Annotated in this window: 11 protein-coding genes; 7 read left to right on the top strand and 4 right to left on the bottom strand. The window is 66.0% G+C overall.

What is annotated here, in order from left to right:
- Positions 1–8: 8 nt before the first annotated feature.
- The 5 genes from OCW50_RS25690 to OCW50_RS25670 all read left to right on the top strand — a co-directional run bounded on the left by OCW50_RS25690 (position 9) and on the right by OCW50_RS25670 (position 4,205).
- On the top strand, positions 9–647 hold the full coding sequence (locus OCW50_RS25690; protein ID WP_262271805.1) for a hypothetical protein: 639 nt from the start codon (positions 9–11) through the stop codon (positions 645–647).
- Between the two features lie 182 nt (positions 648–829).
- Positions 830–1,540, top strand: coding sequence for a L,D-transpeptidase (locus OCW50_RS25685; protein ID WP_262299512.1), 711 nt, complete (start codon positions 830–832; stop codon positions 1,538–1,540).
- 434 nt (positions 1,541–1,974) lie between these two features.
- Positions 1,975–2,781: a bestrophin-like domain gene (locus OCW50_RS25680; RefSeq protein ID WP_262271803.1), complete on the top strand. Its 807-nt coding sequence runs from the start codon at positions 1,975–1,977 to the stop codon at positions 2,779–2,781.
- Positions 2,782–3,119: 338 nt separating this feature from the next.
- A complete protein-coding gene (locus OCW50_RS25675) occupies positions 3,120–3,371 on the top strand; it encodes a hypothetical protein (protein WP_262299511.1) in 252 nt (83 codons plus the stop codon).
- A 30-nt stretch (positions 3,372–3,401) separates the two neighbouring features.
- Positions 3,402–4,205 (top strand): DUF72 domain-containing protein, encoded by an 804-nt coding sequence (locus tag OCW50_RS25670; protein WP_262299510.1) that lies wholly within the window; start codon positions 3,402–3,404, stop codon positions 4,203–4,205.
- Positions 4,206–4,626: 421 nt separating this feature from the next.
- On the opposite strand, the gene OCW50_RS25665 is transcribed toward OCW50_RS25670, so the two are convergent.
- The 3 genes from OCW50_RS25665 to OCW50_RS25655 are packed head-to-tail and all read right to left on the bottom strand — an operon-like array spanning position 4,627 to position 9,089.
- Positions 4,627–6,315 carry a S8 family serine peptidase gene (locus tag OCW50_RS25665; RefSeq protein WP_262299509.1) on the bottom strand — a complete coding sequence of 563 codons (1,689 nt, stop codon included), beginning with the start codon at positions 6,313–6,315 and terminating at the stop codon, positions 4,627–4,629.
- A gap of 25 nt (positions 6,316–6,340) precedes the next feature.
- Entirely contained in the window at positions 6,341–7,312 is a 972-nt protein-coding gene (locus OCW50_RS25660) for a phosphatase PAP2 family protein (RefSeq protein ID WP_262299508.1), read from the bottom strand.
- 25 nt (positions 7,313–7,337) lie between these two features.
- Positions 7,338–9,089 (bottom strand): AfsR/SARP family transcriptional regulator, encoded by a 1,752-nt coding sequence (locus OCW50_RS25655; RefSeq protein WP_262299507.1) that lies wholly within the window; start codon positions 9,087–9,089, stop codon positions 7,338–7,340.
- A gap of 864 nt (positions 9,090–9,953) precedes the next feature.
- Between OCW50_RS25655 and OCW50_RS25650 the strand changes: the two genes are divergently transcribed.
- Positions 9,954–10,211 (top strand): hypothetical protein, encoded by a 258-nt coding sequence (locus tag OCW50_RS25650; RefSeq protein ID WP_262299506.1) that lies wholly within the window; start codon positions 9,954–9,956, stop codon positions 10,209–10,211.
- Positions 10,212–10,271: 60 nt separating this feature from the next.
- Here OCW50_RS25650 and OCW50_RS25645 read toward each other — a convergent pair whose 3' ends face one another.
- A complete protein-coding gene (locus tag OCW50_RS25645; RefSeq protein ID WP_262299505.1) occupies positions 10,272–12,029 on the bottom strand; it encodes an adenylate/guanylate cyclase domain-containing protein in 1,758 nt (585 codons plus the stop codon).
- 611 nt (positions 12,030–12,640) lie between these two features.
- Between OCW50_RS25645 and OCW50_RS25640 the strand changes: the two genes are divergently transcribed.
- Positions 12,641–12,877: aquaporin (locus OCW50_RS25640; RefSeq protein ID WP_262299504.1), on the top strand; the 237-nt coding region annotated here is incomplete at its 3' end.

The following is a 12,877-nucleotide window of genomic DNA, read 5'->3' as shown; positions in this document are numbered from 1 at the left end:
GACAGGCAATGAATACGCTGTCGTCCACTCTCTGGCCCTGGCTGGCCCTTGCCGGGCTCGGCGCCTTCCACGGCCTGAACCCGGCCATGGGCTGGCTGTTCGCCGTCGCGCTGGGCCTTCATCGGCAGAGCCGGTCCCTCGTGGTCCTGGCCCTTGCGCCCATCGCCATCGGGCATGCTGCCGCCGTGGGGGCCGTTCTGCTCGTGACGATCCTCTTCGGAACGGTTCTGGACGCGACCCTGCTCGGCCGCTGTGCCGGGATCCTCCTGTTGGTCTGGGCGGGCACGCACATGCTCGCCGGCCACCGAACCCCGGTGCGCATCGGAATGCAGACCGGACTGGCCGGCTTGGCATTGTGGTCCTTCATGATGGCCAGTGCTCATGGGGCGGGCTTCATGCTGATCCCGGCGCTCCTGTCGTTGTGCTTATCCTCCGGGATGGCCGGCGAGCTCACGGCCTCCACGTCCCTGCCGATCTCCGTTGCGGCGCTCGCCGTGCATACCGGAGCCATGCTGGCGGTGATCGGGGCCGTCAGCCTGATCGTCTACGACCAGGGGCTCGCCTTCCTCCGGCGGGGCTGGATCAACCTGGATATCGTCTGGAGCGCCGTTCTGGCGGGTGGCGGCCTTCTTCTCCTGGCCACATGATGCCGGGCCTCGAAAAACCCGGTCGGCGAGCACCGAGGCCGACGCAGGCGCTGGCGGCCCCGCCCGGGCCGGGCTTGCCAATCCGGATGCGGGACGGCAATGTCGGCCCAGCTTGAACCTTCAGCGGGTGCCTGGCGGACTTTCGTCTCGTCAGGCCTTAGGACACGGGGAGCGACCAGATCATGATCATGGACGATGGGAATGCCGGTGCCGGAGGCATCGACGAGGTCGCTCTGCGCGGGCGCCGGGCCGGACTATTGAGCCGCCGGTCGTTTCTGATCGGCTCGGCGGTCAGCGTGGGCGCCGCGGGGCTCGCCGGCTGCGTGACCTCCGACGGGATGAGCTTCGCCGAGGCCTCGAAGGTCTACGGGCCGGTGCCCGAGGAGAAATTCCCGATCCCGGCGGTCGACGTCGCCAAGGTCGACCCGAAATATTATCGCAAAACCGTCCGTTACGACACCAAGGAGGCGCCCGGCACCATCATCGTCGACCCGGCCAATTACTACGTCTACCGGATCGAGGACGACGGATACGCCACCCGTTACGGTGCCAATGTCGGACGCGACGGGTTCCGGTGGAGCGGTGACGCGTATGTCGGACGCAAGGCCGAATGGGCGACCTGGACCCCGCCCAAGGAGATGATCCGGCGCCAGCCGGAGGCGGCCAAATACGCCCGCGGCATGCCTGGCGGCCTCGACAACCCGCTCGGGGCCCGCACGCTCTATCTCTATCAGAACGGCGCCTACACGCTCTACACGATCTATGCCAGCAGCGATGCCGAATCGATCGGGACGGGCATCACGAGCGGGTGCGTCGGACTGCTCAGCCAGGACATGATCCACCTCTATTCGAGAACACCGGTCAAGACGAAGGTGGTCGTCCTGCCGGCCTAGCGCATCGTGCGGAAAAGTGGCCTCGGTTTTCCGCCCCGAACGATGCGCCGCTTAAGGAAGAGAGCATCGGATCCGATCCCAAAAGTGGGTCCACTTTTGGGTCCGATGCTCTAGAGACCGCGTTGTCCGCGATCCGGGCGCTGTCCGAGCGGGCAGCGCAGACGGTCCGCCGAGGGACGGAGCCGTGACGCCCGCTTCGGCCGCGAGGGCGGACGGGGAAAAGTCCGCGCCCTCCACACGCAGCAGAAGCGGGGCGCACATCGCGACGGGCCGCACGGGCCGCACAATGGGCAGGCGGAATGTCGCGGCTTGCCCGCCTCGCGGGCCGGGGACATGAGCGAAAGCGAGGCCTCGCCCCGTCCTCGGCGGCACGGGTTGACCCGTTCGGGAGAATGCATTGGGATTGGCTCCTCCGAGGCGCTCGCGGACCTGCCATGACACCGGTACTCATCAGTCTCCTGACCTTCGTCGCCGTGGCATGCGGGGCCCTGATCGGCCTCGGGTTGGCCCCCAGGCTTCCCCAGACCCACCTCACCGGCGACGGGCGAACCGCCGTGTCGGTCGTGATGGCCGTGGTCGGAACGCTGACCGCCCTCGTGATCGGCCTCATGATCAGCACCGCCAGTTCGGCCTTCAGCGCCCGGGTGAACGCGGTCGAGACGCTGGCCATGGACATCGTCAAGCTCGACAGGGTGCTGCGACGGTACGGCCCCGACACCGACGGCACCCGCGACCTCGTCGGGCGCTATGCCGCCATGAAGGCCGACGAGCTGACGCGCCGGGCCGAGGACGCGACACCGTCGGCCGCCGCATTGGCGCTGCTCGAGACGATCGACGACCAAGTGACGCGGCTGCAGCCCGCCGACGACCGCGGACGCAGGCTCAAGGAGCAGGCGATCGGACTTCTCGAGGCCATTTCGGAGGCGCGCTGGCTGCTCGCGGAGCAGGCCGACATTACGGTCCCGCCGCCCTTTCTCATCCTGGTCATCCTCTGGCTGTCGCTTCTGTTCGCCAGCTTCGGGCTGTTCGCCCCCCGCAACGCGACGGTGGTGGCGTTCCACATCCTTGGGGCTGCGGCGATCTCCGGCGGCATCTTGATGATCCTCGAACTCGGCACGTCGACCCAGGGGCTGGTCCGCGTGCCGGTCGCGCCGCTGGAAGCCGCCGCAGAGCAGCTCAAGACGAGCAAACAGGCGGTGGCGGCGCCCCGGCACCCCGAGCACCAGGTCCTCCAGCCGTGAATCGGCACCGATCTCGGGTCCATGGCGCCTCCAGATCGACCAACGGGAGCGCACAGACGATGATCTCCGGCGCCAGGTGAGCGACAGTCGCGTCGCCGTGATCGCCTTCAGGCGATCGGTCGCTTTGCCGCCCGCCATCAGATCGGCGCTGCATCCGATGCGATCGATGAGCGGGCGTGTCCGGCTCCAGGTCGAAACGGCCATGGACCTGTTGGTCCGGGCGGCGGATTTGTCGGCAATCCTCTCTGAGGACGGAACAGGTTGAGATCTGACCGTGTGCGGCGGCCTGCCACCGAGCCTGCGCCTCGTCATGGGAGAGGGCTCATGGGAGAAGGCTCATGGGAGAAGGCTCATGGGAGAAGGCTCAACCTGAGGCTCTCGCCCGCCTGTCGACGCCGGCGGTGACGCCCGCTCCCGTCGAAGTCCACAACAATGTCCGCTGGGTCAGCCTCCTCTGGCGATCCCGGCCGGAGGACGCAAGAGCTCCTTCCGCACCGGGCACGGCAGGCGGAACGCCCCGGCGGGACCCCGCGTTGGCACAGCACCGCTTCCGGACGACCGGGTCCCTCGGCGGGTCCCATCCCGCGTGAGGCTTCGGTCCGCGTTGCTCATGGAGTCACATGCAGGATCGTTCAGACACAGCCCGCCTGACGACCGGCACCCGCGGTTCCTCCGGGTGCGCGGGCACGGTCAGAATCGGCACTGCGGCTTGGAGCATCCCGAAGGAGCATGCAGCGCCCTTCCCGGCGACGGGAACCCACTTGGAGCGCTATGGCGCCGTCTTCAACGCCGTGGAAATCAACTCATCGTTCTATCGCGCCCATCGGCCGGCCACCTATGAGCGCTGGGCGGCGTCGGTGCCGGACGGTTTTCGCTTCGCCGTGAAGGTCCCGAAGGCCATCACCCACGAGCGTCGTCTGGAGGACGTGGGCGACCTGCTGGACCGGTTCCTGTCCGAGGTGAACGGTCTCGGCCCCAAGCTCGGCCCGCTGCTGGTTCAGATGCCGCCGAGCCTGAGATTCCAGACCGGGATCGCCGACCGGTTTCTGGATGACCTCAGGAGCCGGGCGGAGGGCGGCATCGTCTGCGAGCCCCGACATGGCTCCTGGTTCACTCCGGACGTCGAGTCCCTGCTGATCGAGCTTCGGATCGCCCGTGTGGCGGCCGACCCGGCGCCTGTTCCCGGAGCCGACGAGCCAGGCGGGTGGCGTGAGCTGTCCTACTATCGCCTGCACGGCTCGCCGCGGATCTATTACTCGGCCTACAGCGAAGACTATCTGGCAGGCCTCGCGCAGGTGCTGGCGCGGGATACCGCCACGGGCGCGCAAACCTGGTGCATCTTCGACAACACGGCGGCCTTCGCGGCAACCGATGATGCCATCAAGACGCTACGGCTCATGGAAGCCGGCCGAGCGCCCCGATGACGACGGGGCGGATGACCATCGCTGTGGCGCGACCTCTCCCACGTCATGGCCGGCCTTGTGCCGGCCATCCCGATCCGGTGGGGTGCGGCGCTTCTCCGAGCGGGATCACCGGGACGAGCCCGGTGATGACAGTGGGAGGGTGTTCGCACCGGGTCACACCACCCTCCACGTCATGGCCGGCCTTGTGCCGGCCATCCCGATTGTTTGAAGCGCGGCGCCTCTCGTATTGAGATCACCGGGACGAGCCCGGTGATGACGTGGAGGGGAGAGACGGCCATCCCGATTCTCCGATGCTCATTCCTTGAAGCGGCGCATGGTTCGGGTCACGAGCGTGGCCCGCTTTCGTCCGCACGATGCGCCGATCAAGAAGAAAGCATCGGATGGATCCCAAAAGTGCAAGTCCACTTTCGGGTCCGATGCTTTAGGCTCCAGCGGATTGTTTCACGGTCCGGACCGCTTCAGCGGCATCGACGAGACCAGCGCCGAAAAAGACCTTAGGATCGGCCTTCGCCTCGGCCTGGCCGTTCATCGGATCGGGCTCGAACGCGGACCCGCGCGACTTGCCGCCGCCTCCACTCTGGAGCCGGTCCGGGCGCATGTTCGCAGCGCGCATCAGGATCATCTTGGCCTCGATCCCCGTCAGCCGAGCATCACGCCCGGCGCGCGCCTTGTGGGCCCTGCTCATGAGAGCCACAACACCGGCGGTCAGCCCAGCCGCCGCAGAGGTGCCGCCGAAGCCGGTATAGTAGCCTCCGGCGAAGCCCGGGTTGTTCTCAGGCGGCAGGTTGGCGACATAGGGCACGCTCCCGCCGGCATATCCCCAGGCCCCCGGCAGGTCGGTGGTGGCAATCGTGTAGTGGCTGTAGGGAATCTCACGGTGGGAGCCCAGCCCATACGGGTGGAGTTTCGTCGCCGGGTTGCCCCAGTCGATACGAGCCTGATGTTCGTTGTAGATTTCTCCGTCGTTGGACGGTGCGACCACGGTCAGGCCCATTCCGTAATTGCTGTAGCCGGCGCGGCGGCCATCCGCGTTCACGGCCCCCACGGCAATGATGCCATTGGACTCCCGACCGTCGGGTTCCTTCTCGCCTGCCAGACAGGCCGGATAGATGAGCTGGCTCTCGCCGGAATTCCCGGCCGCGCAGACGACGGGAATTTTTTTGCTGACCGCGATGAGAAGCTTTTTCAGGATCGTCCATTCGTCCGGTGCTGTCCCGCTGTCGCGACGGGTCGTCCCAGACGGACTGTCGTTCCGGCACTCCTGCGCGTTCTGCGCCTTCGTCACCGTCAGGATCCCACGGGTCGGATCCGGAATGTCCCTGGGCAGGAGGATCACGTCCGAACCGATCTGATACGCGTAGAGAAGTGCCGCCATCAGCGGCCACGGATCCTCGTCGAAAGACGTCTTGATCGGGACGAGCGTGGAGAATGGATCGACCCCGACATAGGGAACGACATTGTCCCGGATTCTCAGCGACCGCCCGTCGGGCCGCTCCACGAAATCGTGCAGGGAAACGGGTTCGACCATGCGACCGCCTGCCATGTGCACCAAGCCCGGATCGCCGACCGCCAGACCGGCGACGGCGGTTCCATGGGACGGCAAGGCGGCGTCGAGGGTCTCCGTCATATGGAGCACGCCATTGGATGCCCGAAGCCTGTCAGCGAAGGAGATCAGCGCCGTCTTTTCGTCCTCGGAGAAGAGATCCAGGTCCAGGCCTTCGATCTTCAGATCACGAAAGAACGGAAGCTCCTTCTCGGGCTTCAGGTCCCCGTTTGTGTCGATGCGGACCCTGCGAGCCCCGTATCGATGGGTGACCAGGTCGATGGCCCGGTTCATATCGACCTGCATCAGGTTGGGGTGGTGATGCCCGACCCCGACGTCGATCATCGCAATCGTCGTTGGATGATGGGCCTCGGAGCCGTGATCCGCATCGAGATCATCCCACACCGATCCGACGATGTCGGGACAGGGCGATCCATCCACGCGTTCCGCGCGAAGGACGCCGAGCACGCAGAGATGCCAAAGATAGTAGTATGGCGGGTAAGGCTTGTCGTCATGCGCCGGGGCATGAGGGACATGATCGGCAGAGCTTCGATATTGATCACTCATGATCGATTCTCCATGGCGCGACTGGTCAGATCCACTCCTCACGGGCCTCGCCGAGCATGTCGGCGCATGCCTCGACCAGATACGGCAGAAAGCGTCGGGCCAGGTGCTTTCCGGCCTGCGTGTCGCTGGGATAGTGAAGTCCGGCCCACTCGCGGTTTCCCGCAACGCGCTGAGCCGCGTTGAAGAGTTCAGCCGACCCCGGATGCTCGGGAAGAAGGGAGCTGAAGGCGTATGCGATCGAGAAACACTGGAAAGCGTGATTGCTCGGGTAGGACGAGTGGCCGGGGTTGGGCAGCATCGGTCTCACCCGCGGATCGAACTGGTTGGGCCGCGCGCGGCCGAAGCGGTCCTTGTAGATCAGGCCGACATATTCGCACAGGGCGAGAATCGTGAAGAACAGGCTGTACGTGGCCGCATAGCCGTGCTGCCCTTCGATGCTGAGAGGACGGGTGAAAGCCGTGAGGTCCAGCGTGGCTTCGAGGAGGATGTCGGGGCGGCGGCGCTCCCTCTCCTGGAGATCATTTTGCAGGGCGAGCAGTTGCTCGATCTCGAAACGGGTGCGATCGGGTCCGGGTGGGGCCTCGATATCGATGCACTCCCATACGAAGCGGCGCAGCGGCGCGCCGAGCGGTCCCGTCCCCTGGTGGAGCCGGCGCAGTTCGAGCGCCGGGAGAAGGGCTTCCTCGAAGCCGCCCCCTGCCGGCGCCAGAGCTTTGTTCTTGTTCAAGGAACCTTTGTTGAAGGTCGATTTGTTCTTGTTGAGGATCGATTTGTTCAAGACCGAACGGTTCATCGTCGCGAAACTCGGACCCGCGGTGGGCTCGACGAGCGGCAGTTCGAGGTCTCCTTCGGGCTGCCGCGCGCTTGGGGACGCACTCGTCCGGGCCGGAATGTCGAACGGGACGAGCGTTCCGCCACGGACAACCCATCGATGCTGATTGAGGAAGTTCGCAAATCGAGCCGATGGGGCATCCGCTTTCATCTTCGAGTCAACCATCTGCTCCTCCCGGAATAGGTTGCGATCAGGTCGTCACACGGCGCACCCCTGCCTTGATCAGCCCCTCGATGAATGCCGCTCCCCCTTCGGAGCGAAGCAGCGGATACTGCGCATCGCGGAGAGCTTCGATGGAAAAGTCTGGCTCGACCGCTTTCAGCCGGGCCAGGATGTCCTGGGATGCTTCCTTGTCTCCAAGATGAGCGTAGCTCGACACGAGGTAGCGCAGGATCGAGTTGAACTGCGGCCGATCCTCCATCACCATCCGTCCGACGCGGACTGCCTCCTGGTGTCGTCCCGACAGGGACGCCGTGATGCAGCAGGATGTATCGAAGTAGAAGCGGTACGGACTGGATGTCCCGAGCTCCCGCGCCCATTGCGCGCAGCGCAATCCTGTCTCGGGGCGTCCTATATAGGCATGAAGCATCGAGTAGAGATCCCAGCTCAAGGGCTGGGTCGGATTGATCCTGATCGCCCGCTCGAAGAGATTCGCCGCAATGTCGTATTCGCCGAAAAGGTAGGAATGCGTATGGCCGACCAGCGCCAGCGTCAGGGCATTCTGGGAATCGAGCGCCAGAGCCTTGTGGCTGAGGAACTGAGCTTCCTCGAGCAGGGGACGGACATTGTGGGAGAACCGCTGCCCGACACGGAACGTGAGGAGAAAGGCGAGCCAGGCATAAGCCTGCGAGGACGGCGCCAGCTCGATGGCGGAACGAAGGATTGTCTCGGCCTGGTCCAGGTCATCCTTCGACAACCGGAAGATCCGGTCGATGGCGGAGAGAACAAGCGCGGAACCCGACAGGTCCTCGCCATCCCTTGACGGGCTCTGAACGAGAATCTTCAGAACGCCGTCCACGGCGCGCCGTATGATCGGAGCCACGAGAGACAGATGGTCCGTTTCCTGCGAGCGCGCGGAGACATGCTCGCTGTCGACCCAGATCAGCGAACGGTCGGAGGCTCTTTGCACGCAGAGCGTGACCTGAATGGCTCCGTTCGAACCGGTCGCCCGACATTGGAAGAGGAACCGGGTCTGAACGAGTTCGGGCACAGGGTCGCCGGTACCGACCGCCCTGCCCGCGCCGTCGCCCGCCGGGGCGATGGACGACCAGAGGTCCGTGACCCTGACCTCTCCGGTCTCGAGCAGGCTTTTGGCAACGAGTTCGTTGACCCGGTCGCCCAGGCTGATCGGCACGTTTCCCACGGCAATGGCCGGAAGAATTCCGATATGGACGCGTGTCGCGGCCTTCGGGATCGCGGTCTCGGTACGCTGCGATGGAGCATTGTTCCCATGAACGAACGCGTGGCTCGGCAGGCGGCTTCGCTTTCCCCGGGCTCCCGCCTCGATGGCCTCCATCCGGCTCGCCCAGAACTGACGCTCCAGGCTCAGCCATTCCTCGAATTCCGGATCGCCGATATCGATCCCTTCCAGCAGCTCGCGGTCCGGGCCGGCCGACGCCACGTCAAGATCGCTGCCCTCGCTGGTCTCTGTCGCCCGGATGTCGGTCCACACGCGGTCGAGATCGAGAGAAACCGTGTTCTTGTCGGCATTCAGGATATCCTGCGCCAGCGGACCGAGCGCTTTGCGCAATTCGGTGAGGGCCTGCCGGAGACTGGCACTGGCCTGCTCCTCCTGACGATCGCTCCAGAGCTTGTCGCGCAGCCACACGCGGCTGCGGGCGCCCCGCGGAGCAAGCGCCAGCATCGCAACCAGCGCCTGGACCTTCTGCCCCCGCGGCGTCCTGACCGTGCCCGCGCCATCCTGGACTGTCAGGGGACCCAAGAGAAATATTCGGCATAACGGGTCGGCTCGGTGGCTGTTCATGGCCAATGCCTCTGCCGTTGGAAGCAATGACGAAAAGGATAGGTGCGCTTTCGAATCACCGCAAGAAAAAGCAACGCTGGAGCATCGGACCCAAAAGTGAGGTTGCCCATCCGGGTCTGTCGCTCCACCACGGTATAACATCTGGCGCGCCGGCCATATCATTCTGGCTGCTCGATCTGGATGAATGCCACCACGGCACTCTTCACCGCGGCCGTAAGAGGCGCGTGAGCCCATCGTGAAATCGTACCAAATGCCGGACATTTTCTCCGGCCGGTCGATGAAGTTCACGCGTCGGTCACGATCCGATGACACCGGAAGGGCATGGTAGCGACAGAACGCAGGACAAGACCGCCCTGCGGGCATGAAGCCAACACCGACTGGGATCCATCCCGGGAGGATGCCATGATTCTGACCTTCCTCGATCCCCGCTCCGGCCAGCGGGTCACCATCACGGTGCCGGACGGTCCTCCGCCCCCTGAGGCTGTGCCGAAGCAACCCTCGATGAGCCCGGGAGAGCACCGGCTGTGTCGACCCTTCGGAGAAGCGACATGACGCCGGCTCAGGGCTGCCGGGCCAAAACCGCCGCAACCGGGCGCTTTGCCGGGGAGCGGCGCCCGCCGCCAGAGCATCGGACCCAAAAGGGGACCCAGGTTTGGGATCGGATCCGATGCTCCGCTCTTGGCCGGCGCATCATGCGAAAAACCGGGTCCACTTTTTCGCATGATGCGCCAAGGCTCCGGACGGAGCCTCGGGCCGTCGCGCGCCGATGGCGTCGCCGCGCGGTGGCCGCGCACAGGACCGGGCGTCAATCAGGAGAGTTCCATGCCCCGTTTCTATGACACCTGCGCCGGACCCATCGACGGTCTCTATCTGCCCCCCATCGCCTGGGCCGTGCTCAAGCGGGAGGAGATCCACACCCTCGAGCAGCTCGCGGGCCTTGCCGACCGGCTCGAGCATGTCGAAGGGATCGAGCCCAGGATGGCGGAAGTGATCCGGGAGGCCCTCGCCCGTGTCGCATCGCCCGAAGAGCGGGTCTTTCACGAGATGCCGCTGGGTGCCATTGGCCCATGGTGCGCGTAACCCCGATCACGGCGAGCCTTTCACCGGCGAGCGGCCCGTTCCCGCGCCCGATCCGGCCCGTCAATCCAGGCCGGCACGGGCCAGCCCCTCGACCAGGCGCGCCCGGTCCTCGGCGCGGACGAAACACGATGTTGCCCCGACCCAGGCCCGTGAGATGTCGGGGACGAGCGACTTGAGCCGTCCGAGCAAGTCCGTGGCGGCCTCCCGGTTGCCCATAAGCCCGGCACAGGTCGTGCCGATGACCAGCGGATAGACGTGGCCGGACCGCAAGCGATGCGCCTCCCGGGCATACCTCAATCCAAGCTCGTAATTCGCGCCCTGGAAGTAGGCCATCGCGTAGTAGAACTGAAAGTCGCCGAGAAAAGCCTCGCGCGGGCTCAGCCTGAGGGCGTAGTCGATGCAGGGAATGGCATCCGCCGCGCGGCCCCCGTTGGCATGCACGAGTCCCAGCTGGCCGTGCGCGAACGCGGAGTTGGGGTTGATCGCGACCGCCTGGCTGATCGCCGCCATCCCCAGGGCATCGTCACGCGTCGCATAGGCGGTCATTGTCTGCGCGAGGTAGGCCCACGGTTCCTTGTCGTCGGCAGCAATGGCCTGCCGGACGACATCCCTGGCAAGGGCCAGGGCGTATCCCATGTCCTCCCATCCCTGGAACGCGCGCCACATCATGATCCAGCCCTTCATGGCGAGCGCCTGGGCATAGTCGGGAGCCAGTCCGATGGCCCGATCGAGCAGGGGGAGCATCTTCCGGCTGCTCTCCTCGGACAATTGGGAACAGAGGAACGCCGCCCGCACGACACATTCCCACGCGTCGAGGCCTTGATGCGGCTTGAGCCTTTCGCGGGCATGCTCCGCCGCCATGAGTTCCGGCCCGATGCGGCCGACGACGCTTGCGGTGATCTCGTCCTGAATGACGAAGATGTCGCCGAGGTCGCCGTCGTACCTCTCGGCCCAGAGATGGGCTTCGGAGGCCGCATCGATGAGCTGCGCCGTGACCCTGACGCGGTTGCCGGATGTGCGGACGCTCCCCTCGAGGACATAGCGGATGCCGAGTTCACGCCCTATGGCGCGCACGTCCACGGGCTTTCCCCTGAAGGTGGACATCGTGTTGCGGGCGATGACGAAGAAGCCTTTGAGCTTCGACAGCGCCGTGGTGATGTCCTCGGTCAGTCCGTCGCTGAAGAAGTCCTGCTCCGGGTCCGTCCCCATGGTGCTGAACGGCAGCACGGCAATGGACGGTCGGTCCGGGAGTGCGGGCCTGGGCGATGCCGTTCGTGCGGTCTTCCTTTCCAGAAGGGCGCGGTACAGCCGCACCGGCCGCTCCAGGTTCTTGAGCGCGCGTTCGCCCAGGTACTCGTAGTCGCAGTCGAGCTTGCCCTGGAGGTGGTCGTACGCGGTGCCGGAAATGCAAAGGCCGCCCGGATCCGCCAGGGGCTGGAGGCGGGCCGCGATGTTGACGCCGTCGCCGTAGAGATCCCCGTCAGCCTCGCGGATCACATCACCGAGATTGACGCCGATCCGGAAGACGATGCGTCGCTCCGTCGGGATGGCGGCCTGGTTCTCGGCGACGCTCTTCTGGATGGCGACCGCGCACGCGACGGCATCGACGACCGAGCCGAACTCCACGAGAGCGCCATCGCCCATCAGCTTGACGATACGGCCCTGATGCTCGGCCAGCAGCGGATCGATCACCTCCCGGCGCAGCGCCTTCAGGGCCGACAGCGTCCCGGCCTCGTCATGCTCGACGAGGCGGGAATAGCCGACGACGTCGGCGGCCAGGATCGCGGCCAGCCGACGCTCCGCTCTCGCCGTTGCCATGGCTGTGTCTCCCTCGGGAGATCCGCCGGATGAAGCCCGGGCGACTGACGCGACACGCACCGCCCGGCGGCCCGGCACCGCGACCGTGCCGGTTCATGATACCACCGGGGCGGCCATGTGGCGACGCTTCGCGGGAATGCCGCCTTCGACGGCAACAGGGTCCGCGAAGCGGTCGCTGCCAAGATCCGTCGCAGCCCCTCGTTTCAGGATTTCCCCGGTGAAATCTCAGGTGTTCACCGGATATCGGTTTCCCGCCACGGAGCTAAGCTCACCTCGAAGCAGAACGGCCCGGGCAACAGGGCCGGCGCAAGCGAAGGACTCGCCGAAGGGAGACCTTGCCATGACAATGGCCGAGCTGACGGCGGCGCTCGCGTCCGCCCTGCCCTTCCTTTCCGCTGCAGAGGCCGCGCCCACGCCTCCGCCCGGCGTCGTTGCGAGCGCGTCTGTGCGGATGGGACCTGTCGACCGGGCACGATGGGGCCCGAGCCGCGGCGGGCTTCGTGGCCGCGGCGGCCCTCCGCCGGCTCCCGCCTGAGGCTCGCACGACACCGATCCCCGACGAACACACGGCTTCCGGGACGTCTGTCCGCGCTGACACACAGGAGGACCACATGGATCTGCACAACACCCAGAACATCCACCGCTGCGTGGCCGAGGGCATCGGCACCTTCTGGCTCACCTTCGCCGGCTGCGGCAGCGCGGTGATCGCCGCCGCCTTTCCCGACGTCGGCATCGGCCTGCTCGGCGTCTCGTTCGCGTTCGGGCTGTCCGTGCTCACCATGGCGTACGCCATCGGCCACATCTCCGGCTGCCACCTCAACCCGGCGGTGACCGTCGGCCTGGCGGCC

Origin of the sequence: Microvirga sesbaniae (assembly GCF_025460805.1) — a bacterium.
GTDB classification, from domain to species: domain Bacteria; phylum Pseudomonadota; class Alphaproteobacteria; order Rhizobiales; family Beijerinckiaceae; genus Microvirga; species Microvirga sesbaniae.
This window is presented reverse-complemented; position numbering and strand designations above follow the sequence as displayed.

What these genes read in the sequence shown, in the direction of transcription:
- OCW50_RS25690 (WP_262271805.1), top strand. Translation starts at nt 9, where the DNA reads ATGAATACGCTGTCGTCCACTCTCTGGCCCTGGCTGGCCCTTGCCGGG.
- OCW50_RS25685 (WP_262299512.1), top strand. Translation starts at nt 830, where the DNA reads ATGATCATGGACGATGGGAATGCCGGTGCCGGAGGCATCGACGAGGTC.
- OCW50_RS25680 (WP_262271803.1), top strand. Translation starts at nt 1,975, where the DNA reads ATGACACCGGTACTCATCAGTCTCCTGACCTTCGTCGCCGTGGCATGC.
- OCW50_RS25675 (WP_262299511.1), top strand. Translation starts at nt 3,120, where the DNA reads ATGGGAGAAGGCTCATGGGAGAAGGCTCAACCTGAGGCTCTCGCCCGC.
- OCW50_RS25670 (WP_262299510.1), top strand. Translation starts at nt 3,402, where the DNA reads ATGCAGGATCGTTCAGACACAGCCCGCCTGACGACCGGCACCCGCGGT.
- OCW50_RS25665 (WP_262299509.1), bottom strand. Translation starts at nt 6,315, where the DNA reads ATGAGTGATCAATATCGAAGCTCTGCCGATCATGTCCCTCATGCCCCG.
- OCW50_RS25660 (WP_262299508.1), bottom strand. Translation starts at nt 7,312, where the DNA reads ATGGTTGACTCGAAGATGAAAGCGGATGCCCCATCGGCTCGATTTGCG.
- OCW50_RS25650 (WP_262299506.1), top strand. Translation starts at nt 9,954, where the DNA reads ATGCCCCGTTTCTATGACACCTGCGCCGGACCCATCGACGGTCTCTAT.
- OCW50_RS25645 (WP_262299505.1), bottom strand. Translation starts at nt 12,029, where the DNA reads ATGGCAACGGCGAGAGCGGAGCGTCGGCTGGCCGCGATCCTGGCCGCC.